This is a genomic window from Sedimentibacter sp., from assembly GCF_038562225.1.
In the GTDB taxonomy this organism is placed as follows: domain Bacteria; phylum Bacillota; class Clostridia; order Tissierellales; family Sedimentibacteraceae; genus Sedimentibacter.
In genome coordinates this window covers 942,218-964,542 of sequence record NZ_JBCFAS010000002.1, presented here as the reverse complement: position 1 = coordinate 964,542, position 22,325 = coordinate 942,218, and the positions used below count along the sequence as shown (strand labels likewise).

Here is a 22,325-nt window from a genome sequence, read left to right as displayed (position 1 = left end):
CTTTTGTGGAGGCAACATAAATATATAAAAATCAATATTTTTAACAAGAGGTGAACATGCAGCTAAAACAGAGGAAGCTGGACTGCTTCAGGACAGATGATGAAACAAAGGAATTTCTTTTGTATGAAATGAACAACCATCTCCTGATGGATGAAAAGCCGTCGGAGTATTTCAACAGCATTTTGGAAAGTCCAATAATGAAGGAACATCCTTTTTCAATGCTGAGCAATTTGAAAAATGCAGAACAGTCGCCTGTTTACCATCCGGAAGGCAATGTGTGGAACCATACCATGCTTGTTATAGATTACGCTGCCAAAGAAAAAAGAAAAAGCAGGAATGAAAAAGTATTCATGTGGGCAGCCTTGCTTCACGACATAGGCAAGCCGGACACCACCAGAAACAAAAAAGGCCGTATTACATCCTACGACCACGAAAAAGTGGGAGCCGTGCTTGCAGCTGAATTCCTGAGGGAATTCACAACCGATGAAAAATTCATCAGAAAGGTAACATCCCTTATCAGGTGGCACATGCAGATACTGCATGTGGTCAAGGAAAACGGATTTGCCGACATACCGGGCATGAAGGAAGAAACCGACATAAGCGAAGTAGCCCTTTTAGGATTCTGCGATAGGATGGGAAGAAAGGGCAGTGACATAGGAAAGGAAAGACAAAACATAGCTGTCTTTCAAAAAAAATGCAGGGACTGTAATCCAAAGGTCCAGCAATGAAAAATGCCACAATTGTCAACGCAATTGTGGCATTTTTTTAACTTATGGATTTCAGAAGCCATTCAACCTGACGGACCATTTTTTCCCTTACAGGGTAATCGTGTCCTTTCTTAGTCCATTCGAGAAGGTATCCGCGCATCAGCACAAATATGGTTGAAGCCAGATCATCGGCATCAATGCTTATCTTAAAAAATTTTTCCCTGATGCCCGTTTCTATGATTTCTGTAAGTACATTGTAGATTTTTCTTCTTTGCCTGTTGCTATGCAATGCGTCATCTGCTATGGCTGTTTTCATGACAAGAAGATTTGCGTAATATCCCCACTGCTCTGCGTATAAACCAAAATGTGTGACAAAATCAATGATGTCCTCGTTTGCTGTGAAATGGCTGCAGATATTGTCTTTGTTGAGCAAAAAATATTCGTCCATGAGCTTGTACATTTCTTGAACGATGGAATCCTTTGAAGTGAAGTAATGATAGAACGACCCTACTGAAATATTTGCCTCTTCGCAGATATCCTTTATGGTTACATTCTTCAACCCTTCCTCATCCATGAGATTTGCAATGACATCGACAATACTCTTTTTCTTTGAGATTGATTGGTATAAGCTAACATTCAATATTATCACCGCCATTAAGATTATATTATACAGAGTATAAAAATGCAACATGCAAAAAACTAAAATCATTTGTATACGAATTTCAGAAACATGAATTTATATTCGTAAAAAAAGTGTTGACATATAAAATTCATGTGCTAAAATGTAAAAAATAGCAAAGGTGCTGTAGATTATCTACGGCGCCTTTTTTTACAAAAATTAAAGAGGAGGGATAACAATGGCATTGCTTGAAATAGATAAACTTACAAAGATATTCGGTGGCCTTACGGCAGTTTCGGATGTAAACATGAGTATTGACAAAGGTGAACTGGTTGGTCTCATAGGACCTAACGGAGCCGGAAAAACCACATTGTTCAATCTCCTTACGGGAGTTTACGCTCCCAGCTCAGGTACTATAAAGCTTGATGTGAACGGTTATATAAAAAGCATAGGCGGGCTTAAGCCCTACAACGTGACAAAGTCGGGTCTTGCCAGAACATTTCAGAATATAAGGCTATTCAAGGATCTTACGGTTTTGGACAACATCCGCATATCCATGCACCAGAATGTTGAATACGGACTGCCTTCATCATTCATTCACCTGAACAAGTACAGGGAAGAAGAGGAAAGGCTAAGAAGGGACTCGGAAGAGCTGATGGATATTTTCAGCCTGAGCCACAAGAAAAACGAGCTCGCCAGGAATCTTCCCTACGGGGAGCAAAGACACCTGGAGATTGTAAGAGCCATGGCTACAAAACCAGTTATGCTCCTTTTGGATGAGCCGGCTGCAGGCATGAATCCCAATGAGACTGCAAACTTGACCAGGACCATTGCAAAAATAAGAAAAGACTACAATCTCACTGTCCTTTTGATAGAGCACGACATGTCGCTGGTGATGAAAATCTGCGAACGTATCTACGTTCTGGATTACGGTATGCTGATAGCCTCGGGAAAGCCGGCTGAAATAAAATCTGACAAAAGGGTCATAGAGGCTTACCTTGGGGAGGATGTAAAAAATGCTTGAAATAAAGAAGCTGAATGTTCACTACGGAGTTATTCACGCCCTGAAAAATGTGTCGCTGACTGTAAATAAAGGTGAAATTGTTACGCTCATAGGAGCCAACGGAGCAGGCAAAACCACGGCGCTCAGGACCATATCGGGGCTTAACAGGGCCACAAGCGGAGAAGTGGTTCTGGAAGGCACCGACATAACAAATGTGGCAGCGCCTCAGAGGGTTGCTATGAACATTTCTCAGGTTCCTGAGGGAAGGAGAATATTTCCGGCCATGACGGTGCTTGAAAATCTTGAACTCGGCGCATATCTTAGAAAAGACAAGAAAATCATCAGGGAGGACATTGAGAAGATGTACGGACTGTTTCCGGTTTTGAAGGATAGGAAAAAGCAAACGGCAGGAACGCTGTCCGGCGGTGAACAGCAGATGCTGGCCATGGCCAGGGCTCTAATGTCAAGGCCGAAAATTCTGCTGCTGGATGAACCTTCAATGGGACTGGCTCCGATTCTGGTCATGGAAATATTCAACATCATAAAAAACATCAATAAAGCAGGAACAACAATTCTGCTGGTGGAGCAAAATGCCAAGATGGCCCTCTCCATAGCAAACAGGGCTTATGTCATAGAGACCGGCTCCATAGTTATGAGCGGCAGCGGAACAGAGCTGTCAAACAGCGAAGAAATAAAAAGGGCATATCTGGGTGGCGATTAGCATGTAATTATGATATAATCGTTGTGGAAACTGATATCTGACTTGATAAGGTTGCCGCAAATAATAATGCTGTTTGTCTGGAGGAAATATGATATTGCTTAAGGGTTTTAAATTTGGAATGCTGCTTCAGCTTGCAGTAGGGCCCATGTGCCTGTTGGTTTTCAACACATCTGCAAATCTTGGATTTTTAAATGGCTTAGTCTTGGTTTTGGCAATCGCCTTGGTAGATGCATCATACATAGCCCTGTCAGGCCTGGGAGTAGCGGTACTTATGAGAAACGAACGTGTGCAGGCTGTCTTTAAGGTGCTTGGCTGCCTGGTGCTTTGCGTGTTCGGGTTGAACACAGCGCTTGGAGCAATGAGTATAACATTACTGCCGGACCTGTCATTGTTTTCAGAAAGCACATCTGAAAATCTGTTTCTTCAGGGAATGCTGCTGACAGCATCAAATCCCATGACCATTGTATTTTGGAGCGGCGTATTTTCGTCGCAGGTTGCGGATAACAACCTTAAGCACGGTGAACTTCGTTTGTTTGGTGTTGGGTGTGTGTTGTCAACCATTTGCTTTTTGTCGCTGGTAGCTGCAGCAGGAAGCTTAGTGAGCGGTTTTATACCTCAATACATCATAAAAATTCTGAATATTGCAGTTGGTTTATTTTTGATTATCTGCGGGCTGAAATTATTGTTAAACAGGCAGAAGACCGAGCCATGAGAAAGCCTCCGTCTTCTCAGCCAGTGCAGCGGACAAAAAAAACAATTGACACAGATGCTTTATGGTATTATAATTTCGTTAAATTGAATATATCTTCAGGGCAGGGTGAAATTCCCGACCGGCGGTAAAGTCCGCGAGCCGAAAGGCTGACTTGGTGAAATTCCAAGACCGACAGTAAAGTCTGGATGGGAGAAGAGAAACGGATATTTGCATCCGCATTTTTGAGCATACTAAGGTTCTGAAGACATTTCAGAACCTTTAATTTTTTTTGACGGTTCTCCCTGAACGAACGCATATATTTTACGTGCGGACTGAATATGTCAATGATTTTTGGGTAATAAAAGTAAAAGATAAAATTTTGGAGACTATAATTCTGGAGGTGCTTATGGATTCTAAGGACGTGTTTTACATGAAAAGAGCGTTGGACCTGTCTTTGAAGGGCGCCGGAAAAACAAGCCCCAATCCGCTGGTGGGAGCGGTGATAGTTAAAGACGGGAAAATTATAGGCGAAGGCTTCCATCAGCATTTCGGAGGTCCTCACGCCGAAGTGAATGCAATAAACAATGCTTCGGAGGATGTTGAGGGAGCCACCATTTATGTAACATTGGAACCGTGTTCCCATTTTGGAAAGACACCTCCCTGCGCCAACCTTATTGTTGAAAAGAAATTTAAAAAAGCTGTGATAGCAATGATAGACCCCAATCCCAAGGTTTCCGGAAGAGGAGCTTCCATCCTGCTGCAAAACGGGATCGAAGTGGTAACCGGAGTTTTGGAAGATGAGGCAAGAAAAATTAATGAGGTTTTCCTGAAGTATATAAGGGAAAGAAGACCCTTCTGCATCTTGAAGACGGCTATGACACTGGACGGCAAGATAGCCACAAGGACCGGTGAATCAATGTGGATAACCAATGAAAAATCAAGGCGGCATGTGTATGAAATAAGAAACAGGGTTTCAGGAATAATGGTAGGTGTCAACACGATCATAAATGACAATCCTTCCCTGACCACCAGGATTGATGGGGGAACGGATGCTACGAGGATCATCGTTGACTCAAGGCTGAGGATTCCTTTGGATTCAAAAATCCTGCAAATTGATTCTCCGAAAAAGACCATCATTGCCACCACTGAAATGGCTGACAAAGAAAAGCTAAAGGCATTGAACAGCATGAAAAATGTAAGCGTGGTAATAACACCTCCGAAGGATTCCATGGTTGATTTGGCATTTCTGTTTGACTGGCTGGGGGGCCAGGAAATAGACAGCGTGCTGGTGGAAGGAGGATCTACATTAAACTTCTCTATTCTTCAAAAAAAGCTGGCAGACAAGGTTATCGCCTTCATAGCTCCGAAGATTGTGGGAGGGGAAAGCTCCAAGACGCCTGTAGGCGGAAAGGGATTTGAGCATCTTTCAGAGGCTGTTCTGCTGAAGGATGTGAGCATAAGAAGATTTGACGATGACATTATGGTTGAAGCATATGTGAGAAAGGACTGATTAGATGTTTACGGGATTAATTGAAGAAGTGGGAACGCTGGAAGGTGCTGCATCAGGCGAAAAGTCCATGAAGCTGACCATACGGGCCAAAAAGGTTCTGGAGGATGTGAAGGCAGGTGACAGCATATGCACCAACGGAGTGTGCCTGACCGTGGCGAGTTTTACCAAAAGCACATTCACTGTGGATGTGATGCCTGAAACCATGCGAAAGACAAACCTGGGAAAGCTCAGGCAGGGAAGTCCCGTGAATCTTGAAAGAGCCTTGAAGGTAAGCGACAGACTGGGGGGACACATTGTGTCAGGGCACATAGACGGCACGGGAACAATAACAGGATACAAGGATGAGGACATTGCCACCTGGCTTACGGTGGAAACTAATTCGGACCTCATAAGGTACATAATACCGAAAGGCTCCATAGCCATTGACGGCACAAGCCTTACGGTTGTTGACACCTCGGAAAATTCCTTCAGGGTGTCGCTCATTCCGGTAACCAAGGAAGAGACCATTCTTCTCATGAAGAAGGTCGGTGATCAGGTAAACCTGGAATGCGACATTGTGGGCAAGTATATTGAAAGGTTCATGACATTCAGGGACAAATCCGGGGATAAGAGTAAAATAGATATGAAATTTCTGGCAGATAACGGATTTTTATAGGAGGAAATATGTTTAATACTATAGAGGAAGCAATTCAGGAGCTTAAGAAAGGAAACATGGTCATTGTTGTGGACGATGAGGACAGGGAAAACGAAGGAGACCTTTTAATGGCTGCTGAGAAGGTGAAAGCCGAGCACATCAACTTCATGGCAAAGTACGGCAGAGGGCTCATTTGTCTTCCCATGCTCAAGGATAGGCTTGATGAACTGAACATAAAGAGCATGGTTGCCAACAACACGGACCCAAAGGAGACGGCATTCACCGTATCTGTGGATTCAAACAGATCCACAACGGGTATTTCAGCCCATGAAAGGGCTCAGACAATACAGCACATGCTTGAGAAGGACGCTAAACCCACGGACTTCAACAGACCCGGCCACATATTCCCGCTTGTGGCAAAGGACGGAGGAGTGCTGGTAAGGACAGGACACACTGAAGCATCAGTTGACCTGGCAAGGCTGGCAGGTCTTAACCCGGCAGGAGTAATTTGTGAAATCATGAATGAGGACGGAACCATGGCAAGAGTTCCCGATTTGGAGAAGTATGCAGAAAAATTTGGTCTCAAGCTCATAACCATAAAGGATCTGGTTGAGTACAGACGAAGGAAGGAAGTGCTGGTTGAAAGGGTGACTGAAGCCAAGATGCCAACAAAGTACGGAGAATTCAACATGGTAGGCTTCATCAACAAGATAAACGGCGAGCATCATGTGGCTCTTGTGAAGGGCGATGTAAATACAGATGATCCGGTGCTTGTGAGAGTTCACTCGGAATGCCTTACAGGAGATGCTTTCGGATCTTTGAGATGCGACTGCGGTGACCAGATGCACGAGGCTATGAAACGAATTGAAGAAGAAGGCAGAGGTGTACTTCTGTACATGAGGCAGGAAGGAAGAGGAATAGGGCTTATAAACAAAATTAAGGCCTATGCTCTTCAGGATCAAGGAATGGATACGGTAGAGGCAAACCTGGCTCTGGGATTCGACGAGGATTTGAGGGACTACGGAATCGGAGCGCAGATACTTTATTCCCTGGGCATTAGAAAAGTTAAGCTCATGACAAACAACCCCAAGAAGATGGTAGGGCTGTCGGGCTTCGGCATAGAGGTTGTTGGCAGGGAAAACATACAGGTGGAAACACACACGGAAAACGAGTTTTATTTGAAAACAAAAAAAGAAAAGATGGGTCACGACCTAAAATTTTAATCTGGAGGAAATCATGAGAATATACGAAGGAAAATTAACATCAGTAAACAAAAGGTACGGCATAGTGGCAGGAAGATTCAATGAATTCATAGGAGGAAAGCTTTTGGCAGGAGCCCTTGATGCTTTAAAGAGGCATGGGGTTGCTGAAGATGAAATTGAGATTGTGTGGGTACCGGGAGCATTTGAAATTCCCTTGGCTGCCAAGAAAATGGCGCAAAGCGGCAAGTACAGCGCGGTTATCTGCCTTGGAGCCGTAATAAAGGGTTCCACGCCTCACTTTGATTTCGTGTCAAACGAAGTTTCAAAGGGTATTGCCAACGTCTCTCTGGAAACAGGGCTGCCTGTCATATTCGGAGTGCTGACCACGGACACAATAGAGCAGGCAATAGAAAGAGCAGGAACAAAGGCAGGAAACAAGGGATATGACGCTGCCTGCACAGCCATAGAAATGGTGAACCTTTTCGATGAGCTGGGAAAATAACAGGAAATTTCATGACGTCAGAACCATCTATCTTGATTTTGACGGAACACTTCACAACAGCATCATCATATACGCACCGTCATTCAAGAAGGCATATGATTACCTTGTTGAAAGCGGCAAGGCAAAGCCAAGAATCTGGAAGGATGAAGAAATATCCGGATGGCTGGGTTTCACCAGGAAGGAAATGTGGGACAGTTTCATGAAGGACCTGGAGGAGCAGCACAAAAATCAGGCAGGCATGATCATCGGAAGAGAAATGCAGGAACTCATGCTGTCCGGTCAGGCGCACCTCTATGAAAATTCTCTTCATGTGCTTAGCGAACTGAAAAAGAGAGGCTTCTGCCTAGTGTTTTTAAGCAACTGCAGCATCAGGTACATGGAAGCCTCGGCTGCAGCCTTCAATCTTCACCGGTATTTCGATGACATGATTTGTTCGGAGATGTATGACTTCATACCCAAGCATGAAATTTTAAGTCTGATCAAGAAAGACTATCCCATGAACCAGGTTATGGTGGGAGACAGGTACCACGACATGGAAGCTGCAGCAAAAAACAGCATATATTCAGTTTTCTGCAGCTACGGCTACGGCAGAAAGGAAGAAGGGGAAGGTGCTTCTGCCTGCATCGGCAGCATTTTAGAATTGCTTTCAATTGTATAAATTTTCATACTTTATGTGGAATTTTTTAAACCGAGCTGTTATAATTGAAAAAGAGGTGAATCATGGAAGCCAAAACAGTTGAAGAGTCAAAAATAATAATGGGAAGCCTCATGCAGCCTGAGCATGCCAACATTGCCGGAAATGTCCATGGGGGCGAAATCATGAAGATGATGGACAATGCCTCAGGCATAGCAGCAATGAGACACAGCCGGACAAATGTTGTGACAGCCAGAGTAGATGAACTGGAGTTCCACCTGCCCATTCATATAGGAAATTACGTGAAATGCATAAGCCAGGTAACGTTTGTGGGGCACAGCTCCATTGAGGTTCTGGCCACCGTGGTGGTGGAAGACCTTAAAGTGGATGAACCGCCGAAGGTGGCTCTCACCGGTTACTTCACCTTTGTGGCTCTGGACAGCCAGGGAAAGCCTGTTGCCGTTCCGGGGCTTAAGCTGATGAGCGAGAATGAAAAGAGGCTATATGAAGAAGGAAGAAAGAGATATCTTAACCGAAAAGAGTCAAGGAAAAATTCCTGAAGGAGCTTCCTGTATTTAAGGATTAAAAATAAAGCTATGGATATGGTACCCATAGCTTTTACTTTGCAAATATCACTTTGAAGTTTTTAACCGTATCGAATAGGCTTTCGTGGACAACTGCCTTTACGTCGAATTTCAAATGTTTGAAGGTGTTCTGAATTATGAAGCTCATTCCGAAAACTGCAATTATAGTTCCGATTCCAACCTTTGCTCCCAAAAGAAAGCCTATGGTCAGAACAGTGCCTTCAATCATTCCGCGGATTGCTCCGATGGGTACATTCTGAAACCTCTTGCCCAGTGCGACCATTAATGTGTCCCTGGGTCCGCAGCCCATGCCGGGGCTTATGTAGAAGTAGGTTGCAAGGCTTACTATAAACTGCCCGGTGAGAAGCATTACAGTGCCTGCAAACATATTGGTCATTTTTGGAACAATGTTCAGGCTCATGAAAATGTCAACAAAGAGTCCTATGAGCACAGTGTTCAGCACTGTGCCGATGCCTATTTTTTCCTTCATAGCCACTACAGCAACCAAAATTACTATTCCCGTGATTATGCTCACATTTCCGTATGAAATTCCTGTTATGTTTGAAACGCCGATGCTGAAGGCGTCCCATGGTGCCAGCCCTATGTTGGCCTGGATTCCTAAAAGCAGTCCTACTGCATATATGACAAGTCCCAACAGCACCTTGCCGGTTCTTTTCATGTAACTTTCCAATTATTTCACCTTCCTCAGTATAAATCATTATATTGTCTTAGATATTTATTGTCAATTAAAATTCGATTGTTACTGAATTTTCAATTATTTTAAATATATTAATAGTAAATGGCGTTTTTTTTTGCTATAATGAATTTAATTAAAATTGCAACTTAAGGAGACAAAAATGGCTGGGGAAAAAACAAACAGCAGAAAAATTCAGGCTGAAGCCACTAAAAATAAAATATATAAAACTGCAATCAGGCTGATGGAACAACGAGGGTACAGCAGCATGAAAATAGAGGACATATGCACAAAGGCCGGAGTGTCTGTGGGTTCTTTTTACAACTATTTCAAATCTAAGAACGACATATTGATTGAAATATACAAAAGAGCTGACATTTATTTCAGGGAAACGGTTCATCCCAACGTAGTCGGCAAAAGTGCGCCGGAAAACATCGTGGACTACTTCGTATACTACGCCAGGTACAATGAAATAACAGGTGTGGAAACAACAAAGCAGCTTTTTGCATCGGCAAACAAGATGTATATTTCAAAGGGAAGGGTAATGCAGGCAGTGCTTATTGATGTTTTAAAAAGAGGCCAGGAGTCGGGAGAGCTTACGAAGGAATTTGAACCTGAAGCCATGACGGAATATCTTTTCATTTCTGCAAGAGGCGTGTGCTACGACTGGGCTTCTCATGACGGAAGCTACGACCTGCAGGAAAAAATGAGAAGTTACATGAAAATGCTGGTTAAGATTTTTACCAACTAGCAGACTTGCTGATTATCACTGTTATCGGGCACTTAAAAAATGCTCCGTACATGTCTTATGCATGTAATGGCTGATTCTAAAATGAGTACCGGGAATACAGGGTTAAGCCAATGGTGTGGATGTGATGAAATTAACAGGGATTAAATTGACGAATGACACATAATGCACCCCCTGCGTGTATATACTAATATACATAGGGGGTGTTTCCTTTGAATCCGATAGAAGTTCATTACAAAAACAGCTTTGCAGCCATCAAGATCGGCAGTTATCTGGCTGAACACATGAAGAGCAATTTCGCACTTGTATGCATCGGTACAGACAAGTGCATTGTAGACAGCCTGGGACCCTTGACAGGAACGCTGCTTTCAAAAGAAAATTTCGAAGGTGATATTTACGGAACGCTGGATAAGCCTGTCCATGCAATGAACATCAACGAATACATAAAAATTTTGAAAAAGAAAAATTATGAAAAAATCATAGCCATTGATGCATGTTTAAGCAACAAGAAAAATCAGGGAGTTATTGAGGTAAGGGAAGGATCCATTACCCCGGGAAAAGGAATAGGAAAGATGCTGCCGGAAATAGGAGATGTTTCCGTAATAGGGATAGTAGATTCCAGCGACAAGGAATTTCACGACCTGGTGCAGGACACAAGGCTGTCGCTGATTTATGACATGGCCCAAACCATATGTAAAGGTGTAATCCTTGCATTGGAGATGAACAACAGGCTCCAATCGGATGTGAACGAACAGGCATCGCTAAGCAGCTTATAAAATAAAAGAGGACCCTTGTGGTCCTCTTCATTGTTATTCTGTTCCTTCAGCGCTTTTTCCGATCCATGACATCATTGATCTGAGTTTCTTTCCTGTTCCGATGATAGGATGTCCCAGTTCTGATTCCTTCATGGCAAGGAATCTTGGCAATCCTGATTTGTTTTCAGATATCCAGTCGTATGCAAATGTTCCGTTTTGGATTTCTGTGAGCACCTGCTTCATTTCCTTGCGCGTATCTGCGTTGATGATTCTTCTGCCTGTCACGTAGTCTCCGTATTCAGCTGTGTCGCTTATGGAGTATCTCATGTTTTCAAAGCCGCCTTCATAGATAAGGTCAACTATGAGTTTCATTTCATGGAGGCATTCGAAATAAGCTATCTCAGGCTGATATCCTGCTGCAGTCAGAGTGTCGAAACCTGCTTTTATAAGCTCGGTTACTCCTCCGCAAAGAACAGCCTGCTCTCCGAAAAGGTCAGTTTCTGTTTCTTCCTTGAATGTGGTTTCGATAACGCCTGCTCTTGTTCCTCCGATTCCTTTTGCATATGCAAGAGTTATGTCTTTGCATCTTCCTGTGTAATCCTGGTGAACTGCAAATACGTCCGGAACTCCCTTTCCTTCCTGATATGTTCTTCTAACCAGATGTCCGGGGCCTTTTGGAGCAACCATGAAAACATCTATGTTCTTAGGTGGTATAATCTGATGGAAGTGAATGTTGAAGCCGTGAGCAAATGCTATGGCATTTCCTTCCTCCAGGTTAGGAGCTATGCTTTCTTCATAGATTTGTTTTTGCTTTGTGTCGGGGGCAAGAATCATTATAACATGTGCTGCCTTTGCTGCTTCAGCAACAGTGAGAACCTTCAGTCCGTGTGACTCTGCCTTTGCCCTGGAGCGGCTTCCTTCCTGAAGTCCCACCACCACATCTATTCCGCTTTCCTTAAGGTTTAAAGCGTGGGCATGACCCTGGCTTCCGTAACCGATTATGGCAACTGTCTTTCCTTCCAATACTTTCAAATCCGCGTCCTTGTCGTAATACATTGTACCCATTTCTTTGTCCTCCTCAGATCCGTCTCCTGACGGACTCATTATTTATATTATTATTTAATGTTACTTGCTATTATTTTTCCCATTTCCTGCGTTGAAAGAGCTTTTTCACCCTTCTTGGCTATGTCAGCGGTCCTGTAACCGTCCTTCAGGGCTTTTTTCACTGCAGCTTCAATTGCAGCTGATTCTTCCAGAAGTCCCAGAGTGTACTTAAGCATCATGGAAACTGAAATGATTGTTGCTATGGGATTTGCTTTTCCCTGTCCTGCTATGTCAGGAGCCGACCCGTGTATGGGTTCGTACATTCCGAAGTTGTTGTCTCCCAGCGAAGCTGAAGGAAGCATTCCGATGGAGCCGGTGATCATGCTTGCCTCATCGGAAAGTATGTCTCCGAACATGTTTTCTGTTACAATCACATCAAATTGTTTCGGATTTGTAACAAGCTGCATTGCTGCGTTGTCCACATACATGTGGCTCAGCTCAACTTCAGGATATTTCCTGGCAACCTCTTCCACAGTCTTTCGCCACAGTCTTGAAGTTTCCAGAACGTTGGATTTGTCCACGCTGGTAACTTTTTTACCCCGGGCCATGGCTATCTTGAAGGCCTGTTCTGCGATTCTTTCAATTTCATATTTTGAATACTCCATGCAGTCGCAGGCGTAATCCCCTTCGGTGAATTTCTTGCCGAAGTAAATACCTCCGGTAAGTTCTCTCATAATTACTATGTCCAGACCGCCTTCAACAATGTCTGGCCTTAAGGGGCAAGTGTCCTTCAACTCCTCGAACATTATTGCAGGTCTTATGTTGTTGTAAAGGTTCAGTTCCTTTCTCAGTGCCAGCAGACCTTTTTCAGGTCTTATGTCGCTGGGAAGGCTGTCCCACTTGGGACCGCCCACTGCACCGAACAGCAGTGCATGGCTGTTCCTGCATATTTCCAGCGTTTCCTCAGGAAGAGGAACACCGGTCGCATCAATGGCAGCGCCTCCTGCCAGAGCTTCGGTAAATTCAAAGGTGTGGTTGTACACCTCACCGACCTTGTTCAGTACCTTGACGGCTTCATCAACAATTTCGGAGCCGATGCCGTCACCCTTTATAACTGCTATTTTAAAATTCATTAAAACCCTCCGTTTTTTTAATTAAGAATTTAGAATTCTATCATTTAATTCTTAACTCTTCATTTTCAATTGATTTTTAACGTAGTTCACCAGGCCGTCGGCGTTGATTATCTGCTCGATGAATTCAGGGAACGGCTCTGCCTGGTATGATTCATTTTTAGTGATGTTCTTGATGACTCCATTTTTGAAATCTACAGAAACTTCATCACCCGCTTCTATTTTTTCTGCAGCTTCGTCGCACTCAAGGATGGGCAGTCCGATGTTGAAGGCATTCCTGTAGAAAATTCGGGCGTAGCTTTTGGCTATTACGCAGGAAATTCCTGAAGCCTTAATGGCTATAGGCGCATGCTCCCTGGATGATCCGCAGCCGAAGTTCTTCAGCGCCACCATAATGTCTCCCTCCTTCACATCGCTGATGAAGTTCTTGTCTATGTCTTCCATGCAGTGCTTTGCCAGTTCCTTAGGGTCCGTGACGTTTAAATACCTAGCCGGTATTATTACGTCTGTGTCTATATCGTTGCCGTATTTGAATACTTTTCCTTGTACAATCATTGTTAGCCTCCGAATTATTTGTATTAGTTCATTATATCGCTTGGATCAGCTATTTTGCCTGCAACCGCAGAAGCTGCAGCAACTGCTGGGCTTGCCAGGTAAACCTCCGAGCCTGTGTGGCCCATGCGGCCCACAAAGTTTCTGTTTGTGGTTGATATGGATCTTTCGCCGTCTGCCAGAATTCCCATGTAACCTCCCAGACATGGTCCGCATGTGGGTGTGCTTATGGCTGCTCCCGCGTCTATGAATATTTCTGCCAGCCCTTCCGTGATGCACTGCTTGTAGATTGCCTGAGTGGCAGGAATAATGATTGCCCTCACATCAGGGTGAACCTTTCTTCCCTTGAGTATTTCTGCTGCCACACGCATGTCTTCGATTCTACCGTTCGTGCATGAGCCGATGACTGCCTGGTGAATTTTAACGTCTCCTACCTGGTCGATGCTTCTTGTGTTTTCAGGAAGGTGGGGGAAGGATACGGTTGATTTCAATGTGCTCAGGTCTATGTCAATAACCTGTTCGTATTCGGCATCTTCATCTGCCTCATACACTGTGTAGCTCTTTGTTGAATGTTCCTTCATGTACTGTACCGTTTTTTCGTCCACGGGGAATATTCCGTTTTTTCCGCCTGCCTCTATGGCCATGTTGGAAATTGCAAAGCGGTCGTCCATTGAAAGTTCTTTTACGCCTTCTCCGGTGAATTCCATGGATTTGTACAATGCACCGTCAACGCCAATTTTTCCTATAATGTGAAGAATAACGTCCTTGCCGCTTACCCATTTGTTTGGCTTTCCTGTAAGGTTGAATTTGATTGCTGATGGAACCTTCAGCCAAACCTGGCCTGTTGCCATACCTGCCGCCATGTCGGTGGAACCGATACCTGTTGAGAATGCACCCAGAGCTCCGTATGTGCATGTGTGAGAGTCGGCTCCTATGCAGGTTTCTCCGGCAACGATCAGTCCCTTTTCAGGTAAGAGGGCGTGCTCTATACCCATCTGGCCCACGTCGAAGAAGTTGGTTATTCTTTGCTCTTTACAAAAGTCTCTTGAAATCTTGCATTGTTCCGCTGATTTTATATCCTTGTTGGGAACGAAGTGGTCAAGCACTATTACAACCTTGTCCCTGTCGTAAACTTTTTCTGCTCCCATTTTTTTGAATTCCTTAATGGCAACTGGTGCTGTGATGTCGTTTCCCAGTACCAGGTCAAGATTCATTTCTATAAACTGCCCTGCCTTAACTTCCTTCAATCCTGCATGAGCTGCCAGGATTTTTTGTGTCATTGTCATACCCATGATTAGTTCTCCTTATTGAATGATATTTTGATTTTCATAGATCATTTTGTTTATGGCATTTATATATGCCGTTATGCTGGCTTCAATGATGTCCGTGCTCATTCCTCTTCCCACGAACTTCCTGCCGTTGTCATTCAGCCTTACCATTACGTCTCCCAGTGCATCCTCGCCTTCGGTTATGGAGTTTATGGAGAAATCGTCCAGTTCGAAGTCCTTTCCGATTATCTTCTCTATGGCCTTGAATGATGCGTAGATGGGGCCGTCTCCGGTGGCTACCTCTTCAGTGACAGCATTGTCCTTTTTGATTGACACCGTAGCAGTTGGTGTGATTATGTTTCCTGTGTTTATTACGTACTTGCTGAGTTCGTAAGTTTTTGGAACATCGATTCTCTGGCTGGAAACCAAGGCTTCGATGTCTTTGTCGTAAACATCCTTCTTCTTGTCTGCTAGATCCTTGAACTTTCTGAATGCTTCATCCAGCTCTTCTTTTGACAGATTGTATCCCAGCTGTACCAGCTTATCGTTGAAAGCATGCCTTCCTGAGTGTTTTCCCAGAACCAGCTTATTTTTGTCAAGCCCTACGGATTCTGGCGTCATGATTTCGTATGTTTCCTTGTTTTTCAGAACGCCGTGCTGATGTATTCCCGATTCGTGGGAGAATGCATTAGCTCCTACGATTGCCTTGTTGGGCTGAACCTTGATGCCGGTTATTCTTGTCAGAAGCGAGCTGCTTCTCATTATCTGCGTAGTGTCTACTCTTGTGGCGGCATTGAAGTAATCCTTTCTTGTCTTCACTGCCATCACTATTTCTTCCAGTGCTGCATTTCCGGCTCTTTCACCTATGCCGTTCATGGTGCATTCCACCTGGGTGGCTCCTGCCTTTATGGCAGCCAGCGAATTTGCCACAGCCATTCCCAGGTCATTGTGGCAGTGAACGGAAATGTCCACATTGTCTATGGCTGGGCACTTTTCCCTGATAGAGGTTATGAGACTTGAATATTCCTCGGGAGTGGTGTAACCCACCGTGTCCGGTATGTTTATGGTGGTGGCTCCTGCCTTTATGGCAGTGTCTATAACCTTAGCCATGAAGTCTATATCGCTTCTTGTGGCATCCTCGCATGAAAATTCTATGTCTTCGCACTTGGACTTTGCATAGGCAACCATCTCTTCTGCTGTTTTGATGACCTGCTCCGGCGCCATGTTCAGCTTGTACTGCATGTGGATGGGAGAAGTGGCTATGAACACATGAATGCGGGGACGTGCTGCGTATTTCAGACTTTGCCACGCCTTGTCTATATCGTCCTTGTTTGAGCGGGCCAGGCTTGCTATGGTGCAGTTTTTGATGTTCTTGGAAATTTCCTGAATTGACATCAAGTCTCCCGGTGAAGCTGCTGCAAAGCCGGCTTCGATTATATCAACGTTCATTCGTTCAAGCTGTTGGGCCATCTCGATTTTTTCCTTCAGGTTCATGCTACAGCCAGGTGACTGCTCTCCATCTCTCAATGTGGTGTCGAAAATTTTAATTGTTCTTTCCATATGAAACCTCCTCGATTAATTTTTTTACTGGAAAGTCGTTCAGAATCCGGCTCCTATGGAAACAAAAAATCCGTCCATGAAAGCATTTGCTTTCAGGGACGGATATAATTCCGCGGTACCACCCATATTGTTTTTATGTACGTATACAAAAAACCACTCTATTTCAGATTCTGACAAATCTTAGCCTTTAACGGGGCAACGTACCATCCTACTTCATTCAGACGATCAGCTCGGGAGCGAGTGTGTTTTCATGACAGTATCGGCTTTCAGCATACGCCGACTCTCTGTAACTTGTCAGGTTGAAAAGTTTTTTCTCCGTCACAGCTTTTGTTGATTAATTTTTTTGAATTGTAACAGAGGCAAAATGGTTTGTCAATAGATTTTTTAAAAATAAATCTGGAAAAATTTTCGCCGAATATCCACATTGTACTTGTATGAAATACAAATTCAGGCAATATGTCTGTCTTTAAGCGAAGCTGAGCAAAAAAATGAAGGCGAGCTTTCGTCAGGTCAATGACAAGGTAGCTTTCGACTTTGTCATTCTGAGGATGTAGTCCGAAGAATCTCATCTTTTCAACATTAGGAGATCCTTCGCTATCGCTCAGGATGACAAAATCTGGGCTTGTCAATAGTCTAACGAAGGCGAACCTTCGTTTTGTGAGTTATTTATTTTGTAAGCGCTGTTATGGCAGCTTCCAGCTGCTTGTCTTCTATGCTGGTCTGTGCGTGCTTAACCAGCGAGCTGTAAAGGGATTTCTGAGTTGCTATGTCTATGGTTCCGTAGGGATACAGGAAGTTGTCCTGCTGGAATTTCATCATCTGCTCATAGGATTTCTGGTCATATACTCCGTCGGGCTCGTCAACTTCGTATCCAAGAGTGTCAAGAATCATTTCAGCTGACAGCACATCCAGGCTTACGGTTCCGAGCACAGGTTTTTTTGCGTTGCTGAATGCAGGATACTTTGCCAGATCTATTTTTTCGTTTTCAACAACTATGTCAGGGGTGATTCCTATCTTATGTACCGGAGTTCTGTCAACAGAAAAATACTCGGCTGTGGTAAACTTCACTCCGCTTCCGTCAACAAGGGGATACAATGTCTGCACTATGCCTTTTCCGAAGGACCTGGTTCCCACGATTACCCCTTCCTTCCTGTACTTGACAGCTCCTGCGAAGATTTCGGTTGCGCTGGCGCTTCCTTCGTTGATGAGAACGGCAATTTCATATTTCTGCTCTTTCAGGCTGCTTGTATACACATCTTCCTTGCCGGTGGCGTAATCAACATACACCAGGTCTCCCTTTGTAACGAACAGGTTGAGCATATCCACTGCAGCATCCAGTGTTCCTCCGCCGTTGTTTCTCATGTCAATCACAATTTTCTTTACGCTGCTTTCATCAAACTTTTCAAGTTCTTTTTCAACAAATGTAACCGTGTTGTCGGAAAATTCCGTAACTTTCAGATATCCAATGTTGTTGTCCATGATTTTTCCTTCAACAGAGCTGGTAACAATGGTTCTTCTCGTAAGATTGAACGTGAGATTCTGCCCGTTTCGTACAACGCCTATGGTAACCTTAGTTCCTTCTTGTCCGCGTATGAGCGTGGAGGCTTCGTTTACTGTCAGTCCAGTGATATCCTTGCCGTCAACGTATTTTATGATGTCGCCGGCTTTGATTCCTGCTTCTATGGCAGGGGAACCGGGAAGGGGAGTCAGAACCATAACCTGCCCGTTGGAGTCTATTATCTGAACACCGATACCGGAAAATTCTCCGGCTGTATCTTCGAGCATTGTCTTATATTCCTCAGGCGTGTAGTATACGCTGTAGTCGTCGAGAACACTGAAAAAACCGTCATAAAGTCCGTTCATGATGTCTTCCTGGGATACTTCGTACTGGTAGTTGGAAAGCACAAATGAAATAACCCTCTTCATAAAGTCAACGTCCTGGTCAAACTTGTCCTGATCCAGTTCCGTCGCATATGCTGCTGTCTGAACGGATAACATCATCATGGCAACAGCAAGAAACAAACATATTTTTCTTTTCATGGCACACCTCTATATTTTAGTCTATACTAAGTATATTTTAAAAAAGTGAAAGTGTAAAGTGGAATATAAAAACCGCTGGAGAGCAGCGGCTTAAGATGTATATTTATTCGTTTAGAAAGTCGTATGCGAATTGTGCCGCCACTGCTGCACCCTTGTGGAGCGTGTCTTCATCCACCAGAAAAAACTCGCTGTGGTTGTTGTGCACAGCACCGATTTTCTCGTTTCTGCATCCAAAGAATCCGAAGAATCCGGGTCTGTCCTTAACCAGGTGGCAAAAATCCTCTGCGCCCATGACCTTGGTCATGGAAGCCAGGCTTTCTTCGCCGAACAGCTTTGCTACGGCATCATGTGCTATTTTGTTAAGCTTCTCGTTATCGTTGTTTATGGGATCGGTCAGGTAGCTGTACTCCAGCTTTGCCTTAACTCCCAGGGCTTCTGCCGTGTTTTCGATTATTTTTCTCAGTTCGCCTTCTATGGAGTTTCTCACCTTGTTGTTGAAAGCCCTTGTTGTTCCTTCCATTTCGATGTGGTTGGCTATTATGTTGAAACGCTGACCTCCGTTCATGGTGCCCACCGTAACAACCGCCGCATCCAGAGGATTGTTCCTTCTGCTTATGAAGGACTGGATGTTCATAACGATGGAAGCTGCAGCGTACAAGGCATCATTGCCAAGATGAGGGGCGGAACCGTGGGACGAAACTCCGTCCACGATTATTTTAAACGTGTCGCATGATGCCATTCTCTCTCCGGGTTCCATGTTGAATATTCCGGCTTCAACACCTGACCATACATGGGCGCCGTACACCGCATCAACATCATCAAGATATCCTTTTTCAACATAGTACCTGGAGCCGAATCCAACTTCTTCACCGGACTGGAACAAAAGCTTTACGTTTCCGTGAAGTTCGCCTTTCAGGTCGTTGAGTATCATGGCTGCACCCAGCTGTACAGCCATGTGGGTGTCGTGGCCGCAGGCATGCATGTTGCCGTTTTTTGAAGCGAAGGGAAGTCCGGTTTGTTCATTGACAGGCAAGGCGTCGATGTCAGCTCTTAACATTATTGTCTTTCCGGGATGATCTCCCTTTATTATTCCGATGCATCCGTTGTAATCGTCGAACTTTATTACCTGGATTCCCATTTTTTCTAGCTCTTCTGCAAGTTTTTGAGTGGTTTTCGCCTCATGCAGGCTCAGCTCCGGAATCCCATGGAGAAATCTTCTTTGTTCGATTATGTAGTCATTGTATTTTTCTGCTAGGTCCTTAATTATCATGGCAATCTCCGCTAATTAGATTTTATTGCAAGAAAATCGGCTGCAAACTGCGCATACAAGGCAGATCCCCTGTGAAGCACTTCTTCGTCCACAGTGAACTTGTCGTTGTGGTTTGAGTAAATGATGTCTTTTGCCTGATTTCTGCCGCCGATGAATCCGTAGAAGCCCGGGGCTTTTTCCATGAGATAGGAAAAGTCTTCCGAACCCATGAGCTTAGGCATGGATACCAGGCTTTCATTGCCGTACAGCTTCACAGCTGCATTTCTTACTATTTCGTTTATCTGTTCGTGTTCGTTGATAATAGGGGCAGCGTAGTAGGAGTATTCCAGATTTGCTCTGCATCCCAGTGCTTTTGCCGTGTTCTCTGCGATTTCCCTCAGGTTCTGCTCCACAATCGCTCTCACTTCGCGGGAATGAGTTCTGACTGTTCCTTCCATTTCAACGTGATTTGCAATGATGTTGAACCTTTGTCCTCCCTTGATTGTGCCTATGGAAACAACCAGTGGGTTAAGAGGGTCGTTTATTCGGCTGACAAGCGTCTGGATGTTCATGATGATTGATGATGCTGCAATCACTGCATCCTTGCCAAGATGGGGAGCCGAACCGTGGGATGAAACACCGTCAACGGTTATCTTGAAGTTGTCCACGGACGCCATTCTGCTTCCTGATTCCAGGTTGAAGTAAGGGGCATCCAAAGACCCCCATATGTGCATCCCAAATATTGCATCAACGCCGTCAAGAACTCCATTATCGGCGTAATACTTTGCTCCGTAGCATGATTCCTCGGCAGCCTGGAACAGAAGCTTCACTGTTCCGTTAAGTTCATTTTTGTTTTCATAAAGGATTCTAGCTGCCCCAAGGAGCATTGCAATGTGCGCATCGTGACCGCAAGCGTGCATGTTACAGTTCTTTGATGCAAATGAAAGGCCCGTGTGTTCCTCCACAGGCAGCGCGTCAATATCGGCACGGAGCATCACAGTTTTTCCTGGTTTTCCTCCCTGGATGGTTCCAACAAGGCCGTTGTAGTCAGGGAATGTTTCAACATCTATGCCCATTGCTTCCAGGTCCTGTGCTATGGCTTTTGTTGTGTTCGTTTCTTCGAAGCTCAGCTCGGGTACGGAGTGGTAGAACCTTCTTCTTTCAACAATGAAATCATTGTATTTTTCGGCTGATAACTTAATATTCATAATACACCTCTCTATTTAAAATTAACCCGGGCATAGCCCGGGTTTTGTATTTCTATTCTCATTACAGCATATTTACAAACAAACCGGCTACAATTACCGATGTTATGGTTACGGTTATGAATCCGCCCACAATCATCATAGGAAGAAGCTTGTTCATGAGGAATTCATGCTCTTGCGGAGTCTCGGCAAGTGCCTTTACACATTCTTCAGTCAGTATGTAGTTTGGAGGGAAGCCGTAAAGTGCTGTCAGGGACACAGCAAATGCCATGTTCCAGCTGATGCCCAGCGCTTTTCCCGCTAAAATGGATGTCACTGCCATTCCTGCAACACCGATAATTATGATTGTAACAAGAGGGCCTGCTGCTTCCATCAGAATTTGCGGAGTTGCATCCTTCAATCCTGAAAATACGTAAACCATGAGCACAAACATAAGGAACCCGTATGAATTTGCCTTGTTCAGCGAATCTTTGTCCAGGAAGCCTATTTCAGTAAGAATGATACCGAGTATCAGCGCCCATACTGCCTGGTTAAGGCCTGTTAGCACCGACAGCTTGTTTGCTAAAAATGCCGAAGCGGTCATCTTGGCAATTATAAGACCTGTGGTCATGTATTTCTGAGGAACAGGCGGAATGAGTTTCTTTCTTTCCTTTTCCTTTACCTGAAGATTTCCTGCTGATTCGTCAACTGCAGTAGCAGCGGATTCAGATACTGCATCGCCGGAGCGGAAGGCTGCAAGAAGTTTTCTTCCTTCCTTCTTGAGCATCACTGCAGTAAGAGGGTATCCTGCAAAGCCCTGACAAACATACATGGCGATTGCAAGCACTGCCGCCGATGTGAGTCCCTTTTCCAGGGCTGCCTGGTTCATCATGGTTGCAGCCACTATGCCTCCTGTAAGAGGAGGAAGACCTGCTATTACGTACTCTTTTCCAACAAGAGGGATACAAATTACCCAGCATGCTGCAACCATACCAACCAAACCTGCCAAGGTAATCACTATTACCTTCCACTGCTGGAGCAGCTGCTTGATGCTGATGATTGTTCCCATGTGAGTTATGCAGAGCATGATTACCAGTAAGCCTCCCAGAGGAGCTCCCAGTCCTGCCAGGACCACTATGTCCTTTGGAAAGAAAGTCCAGTAACCGATTAAAAATAAAATTGCTGTCACAAATACAGAAGGAATCCATGCTTTTGTTTTTGTACCGATGAATTCGCCAATGTAGTAGACAACCGCCACTGTGAAAAGCGCTAAGATGTTGTTCATTCTAATACC

General features: G+C 44.4%; 23 protein-coding genes, 1 riboswitch and 1 other annotated feature. Of the genes, 12 read left to right on the top strand and 11 right to left on the bottom strand.

Annotation, left to right across the window (positions count from 1 at the left end; all coding sequences use genetic code 11):
* Nucleotides 1-56: 56 nt before the first annotated feature.
* The gene (locus AAGU76_RS10905) at nucleotides 57-728 is read left to right on the top strand and encodes an HDIG domain-containing metalloprotein (protein WP_342485511.1); all 672 of its coding nucleotides are present in this window, start codon (nucleotides 57-59) and stop codon (nucleotides 726-728) included.
* A 37-nt stretch (nucleotides 729-765) separates the two neighbouring features.
* Here the strand turns inward: AAGU76_RS10905 and AAGU76_RS10900 are convergent, their stop codons facing one another.
* Nucleotides 766-1,347: a TetR/AcrR family transcriptional regulator gene (locus AAGU76_RS10900; RefSeq protein WP_342485510.1), complete on the bottom strand. Its 582-nt coding sequence runs from the start codon at nucleotides 1,345-1,347 to the stop codon at nucleotides 766-768.
* A gap of 217 nt (nucleotides 1,348-1,564) precedes the next feature.
* Between AAGU76_RS10900 and AAGU76_RS10895 the strand changes: the two genes are divergently transcribed.
* From AAGU76_RS10895 to AAGU76_RS10855, 9 genes are all read left to right on the top strand, one after another.
* Nucleotides 1,565-2,350 (top strand): ABC transporter ATP-binding protein, encoded by a 786-nt coding sequence (locus tag AAGU76_RS10895; RefSeq protein ID WP_342485509.1) that lies wholly within the window; start codon nucleotides 1,565-1,567, stop codon nucleotides 2,348-2,350.
* A complete protein-coding gene (locus AAGU76_RS10890) occupies nucleotides 2,343-3,050 on the top strand; it encodes an ABC transporter ATP-binding protein (RefSeq protein ID WP_342485508.1) in 708 nt (235 codons plus the stop codon). Before AAGU76_RS10895 ends, AAGU76_RS10890 begins: the two co-directional genes overlap by 8 nt.
* Before the next feature lie 88 nt (nucleotides 3,051-3,138).
* Entirely contained in the window at nucleotides 3,139-3,762 is a 624-nt protein-coding gene (locus AAGU76_RS10885) for a LysE family transporter (RefSeq protein WP_342485507.1), read from the top strand.
* A gap of 87 nt (nucleotides 3,763-3,849) precedes the next feature.
* Nucleotides 3,850-3,963: riboswitch (FMN riboswitch) on the top strand.
* 184 nt (nucleotides 3,964-4,147) lie between these two features.
* A complete protein-coding gene (gene ribD, locus AAGU76_RS10880; protein WP_342485506.1) occupies nucleotides 4,148-5,251 on the top strand; it encodes a bifunctional diaminohydroxyphosphoribosylaminopyrimidine deaminase/5-amino-6-(5-phosphoribosylamino)uracil reductase RibD in 1,104 nt (367 codons plus the stop codon).
* Nucleotides 5,252-5,255: 4 nt separating this feature from the next.
* A complete protein-coding gene (locus AAGU76_RS10875) occupies nucleotides 5,256-5,906 on the top strand; it encodes a riboflavin synthase (protein WP_342485505.1) in 651 nt (216 codons plus the stop codon).
* Between the two features lie 8 nt (nucleotides 5,907-5,914).
* Nucleotides 5,915-7,108, top strand: coding sequence for a bifunctional 3,4-dihydroxy-2-butanone-4-phosphate synthase/GTP cyclohydrolase II (locus tag AAGU76_RS10870; RefSeq protein WP_342485504.1), 1,194 nt, complete (start codon nucleotides 5,915-5,917; stop codon nucleotides 7,106-7,108).
* Between the two features lie 13 nt (nucleotides 7,109-7,121).
* Nucleotides 7,122-7,589: a 6,7-dimethyl-8-ribityllumazine synthase gene (gene ribE / locus AAGU76_RS10865; protein ID WP_342485503.1), complete on the top strand. Its 468-nt coding sequence runs from the start codon at nucleotides 7,122-7,124 to the stop codon at nucleotides 7,587-7,589.
* Entirely contained in the window at nucleotides 7,573-8,247 is a 675-nt protein-coding gene (locus tag AAGU76_RS10860) for an HAD family hydrolase (protein WP_342485502.1), read from the top strand. Before ribE ends, AAGU76_RS10860 begins: the two co-directional genes overlap by 17 nt.
* 62 nt (nucleotides 8,248-8,309) lie before the next feature.
* Nucleotides 8,310-8,783, top strand: coding sequence for an acyl-CoA thioesterase (locus AAGU76_RS10855; protein ID WP_342485501.1), 474 nt, complete (start codon nucleotides 8,310-8,312; stop codon nucleotides 8,781-8,783).
* 58 nt (nucleotides 8,784-8,841) lie between these two features.
* On the opposite strand, the gene AAGU76_RS10850 is transcribed toward AAGU76_RS10855, so the two are convergent.
* Nucleotides 8,842-9,498 (bottom strand): hypothetical protein, encoded by a 657-nt coding sequence (locus AAGU76_RS10850; RefSeq protein ID WP_342485500.1) that lies wholly within the window; start codon nucleotides 9,496-9,498, stop codon nucleotides 8,842-8,844.
* A 166-nt stretch (nucleotides 9,499-9,664) separates the two neighbouring features.
* Between AAGU76_RS10850 and AAGU76_RS10845 the strand changes: the two genes are divergently transcribed.
* The gene (locus tag AAGU76_RS10845) at nucleotides 9,665-10,252 is read left to right on the top strand and encodes a TetR/AcrR family transcriptional regulator (protein ID WP_342485499.1); all 588 of its coding nucleotides are present in this window, start codon (nucleotides 9,665-9,667) and stop codon (nucleotides 10,250-10,252) included.
* A 209-nt stretch (nucleotides 10,253-10,461) separates the two neighbouring features.
* Nucleotides 10,462-11,025, top strand: coding sequence for a spore protease YyaC (gene yyaC, locus AAGU76_RS10840; protein WP_342485498.1), 564 nt, complete (start codon nucleotides 10,462-10,464; stop codon nucleotides 11,023-11,025).
* Between the two features lie 33 nt (nucleotides 11,026-11,058).
* Here yyaC and ilvC read toward each other — a convergent pair whose 3' ends face one another.
* From ilvC to AAGU76_RS10795, 9 genes are all read right to left on the bottom strand, one after another.
* Nucleotides 11,059-12,069, bottom strand: coding sequence for a ketol-acid reductoisomerase (ilvC, locus tag AAGU76_RS10835; RefSeq protein ID WP_342485497.1), 1,011 nt, complete (start codon nucleotides 12,067-12,069; stop codon nucleotides 11,059-11,061).
* 50 nt (nucleotides 12,070-12,119) lie between these two features.
* Nucleotides 12,120-13,181, bottom strand: a complete 1,062-nt coding sequence (gene leuB, locus AAGU76_RS10830; RefSeq protein ID WP_342485496.1) for a 3-isopropylmalate dehydrogenase — start codon at nucleotides 13,179-13,181, stop codon at nucleotides 12,120-12,122.
* A gap of 51 nt (nucleotides 13,182-13,232) precedes the next feature.
* The gene (leuD, locus tag AAGU76_RS10825; protein ID WP_342485495.1) at nucleotides 13,233-13,733 is read right to left on the bottom strand and encodes a 3-isopropylmalate dehydratase small subunit; all 501 of its coding nucleotides are present in this window, start codon (nucleotides 13,731-13,733) and stop codon (nucleotides 13,233-13,235) included.
* A gap of 23 nt (nucleotides 13,734-13,756) precedes the next feature.
* Nucleotides 13,757-15,022 (bottom strand): 3-isopropylmalate dehydratase large subunit, encoded by a 1,266-nt coding sequence (leuC, locus tag AAGU76_RS10820; protein WP_342485494.1) that lies wholly within the window; start codon nucleotides 15,020-15,022, stop codon nucleotides 13,757-13,759.
* Between the two features lie 12 nt (nucleotides 15,023-15,034).
* The gene (locus tag AAGU76_RS10815) at nucleotides 15,035-16,558 is read right to left on the bottom strand and encodes a 2-isopropylmalate synthase (protein WP_342485493.1); all 1,524 of its coding nucleotides are present in this window, start codon (nucleotides 16,556-16,558) and stop codon (nucleotides 15,035-15,037) included.
* Nucleotides 16,559-16,649: 91 nt separating this feature from the next.
* Nucleotides 16,650-16,889: a binding site (T-box leader), on the bottom strand.
* A gap of 335 nt (nucleotides 16,890-17,224) precedes the next feature.
* Nucleotides 17,225-18,598, bottom strand: a complete 1,374-nt coding sequence (locus tag AAGU76_RS10810) for a S41 family peptidase (protein WP_342485492.1) — start codon at nucleotides 18,596-18,598, stop codon at nucleotides 17,225-17,227.
* Nucleotides 18,599-18,701: 103 nt separating this feature from the next.
* The gene (locus AAGU76_RS10805) at nucleotides 18,702-19,868 is read right to left on the bottom strand and encodes an amidohydrolase (protein ID WP_342485491.1); all 1,167 of its coding nucleotides are present in this window, start codon (nucleotides 19,866-19,868) and stop codon (nucleotides 18,702-18,704) included.
* 11 nt (nucleotides 19,869-19,879) lie between these two features.
* Nucleotides 19,880-21,055: an amidohydrolase gene (locus AAGU76_RS10800; protein WP_342485490.1), complete on the bottom strand. Its 1,176-nt coding sequence runs from the start codon at nucleotides 21,053-21,055 to the stop codon at nucleotides 19,880-19,882.
* A 61-nt stretch (nucleotides 21,056-21,116) separates the two neighbouring features.
* Nucleotides 21,117-22,316, bottom strand: coding sequence for a hypothetical protein (locus AAGU76_RS10795; RefSeq protein ID WP_342485489.1), 1,200 nt, complete (start codon nucleotides 22,314-22,316; stop codon nucleotides 21,117-21,119).
* Between the last annotated feature and the right edge of the window lie 9 nt (nucleotides 22,317-22,325).

Excerpts from the sequence above, each read along its gene's own strand:
- AAGU76_RS10905 (WP_342485511.1), top strand. The coding sequence starts at position 57 with ATGCAGCTAAAACAGAGGAAGCTGGACTGCTTCAGGACAGATGATGAA.
- AAGU76_RS10895 (WP_342485509.1), top strand. The coding sequence starts at position 1,565 with ATGGCATTGCTTGAAATAGATAAACTTACAAAGATATTCGGTGGCCTT.
- AAGU76_RS10890 (WP_342485508.1), top strand. The coding sequence starts at position 2,343 with ATGCTTGAAATAAAGAAGCTGAATGTTCACTACGGAGTTATTCACGCC.
- AAGU76_RS10885 (WP_342485507.1), top strand. The coding sequence starts at position 3,139 with ATGATATTGCTTAAGGGTTTTAAATTTGGAATGCTGCTTCAGCTTGCA.
- ribD (WP_342485506.1), top strand. The coding sequence starts at position 4,148 with ATGGATTCTAAGGACGTGTTTTACATGAAAAGAGCGTTGGACCTGTCT.
- AAGU76_RS10875 (WP_342485505.1), top strand. The coding sequence starts at position 5,256 with ATGTTTACGGGATTAATTGAAGAAGTGGGAACGCTGGAAGGTGCTGCA.
- AAGU76_RS10870 (WP_342485504.1), top strand. The coding sequence starts at position 5,915 with ATGTTTAATACTATAGAGGAAGCAATTCAGGAGCTTAAGAAAGGAAAC.
- ribE (WP_342485503.1), top strand. The coding sequence starts at position 7,122 with ATGAGAATATACGAAGGAAAATTAACATCAGTAAACAAAAGGTACGGC.
- AAGU76_RS10860 (WP_342485502.1), top strand. The coding sequence starts at position 7,573 with ATGAGCTGGGAAAATAACAGGAAATTTCATGACGTCAGAACCATCTAT.
- AAGU76_RS10855 (WP_342485501.1), top strand. The coding sequence starts at position 8,310 with ATGGAAGCCAAAACAGTTGAAGAGTCAAAAATAATAATGGGAAGCCTC.
- AAGU76_RS10845 (WP_342485499.1), top strand. The coding sequence starts at position 9,665 with ATGGCTGGGGAAAAAACAAACAGCAGAAAAATTCAGGCTGAAGCCACT.
- ilvC (WP_342485497.1), bottom strand. The coding sequence starts at position 12,069 with ATGGGTACAATGTATTACGACAAGGACGCGGATTTGAAAGTATTGGAA.
- leuB (WP_342485496.1), bottom strand. The coding sequence starts at position 13,181 with ATGAATTTTAAAATAGCAGTTATAAAGGGTGACGGCATCGGCTCCGAA.
- leuD (WP_342485495.1), bottom strand. The coding sequence starts at position 13,733 with ATGATTGTACAAGGAAAAGTATTCAAATACGGCAACGATATAGACACA.
- leuC (WP_342485494.1), bottom strand. The coding sequence starts at position 15,022 with ATGGGTATGACAATGACACAAAAAATCCTGGCAGCTCATGCAGGATTG.
- AAGU76_RS10815 (WP_342485493.1), bottom strand. The coding sequence starts at position 16,558 with ATGGAAAGAACAATTAAAATTTTCGACACCACATTGAGAGATGGAGAG.
- AAGU76_RS10810 (WP_342485492.1), bottom strand. The coding sequence starts at position 18,598 with ATGAAAAGAAAAATATGTTTGTTTCTTGCTGTTGCCATGATGATGTTA.
- AAGU76_RS10805 (WP_342485491.1), bottom strand. The coding sequence starts at position 19,868 with ATGATAATTAAGGACCTAGCAGAAAAATACAATGACTACATAATCGAA.
- AAGU76_RS10800 (WP_342485490.1), bottom strand. The coding sequence starts at position 21,055 with ATGAATATTAAGTTATCAGCCGAAAAATACAATGATTTCATTGTTGAA.
- AAGU76_RS10795 (WP_342485489.1), bottom strand. The coding sequence starts at position 22,316 with ATGAACAACATCTTAGCGCTTTTCACAGTGGCGGTTGTCTACTACATT.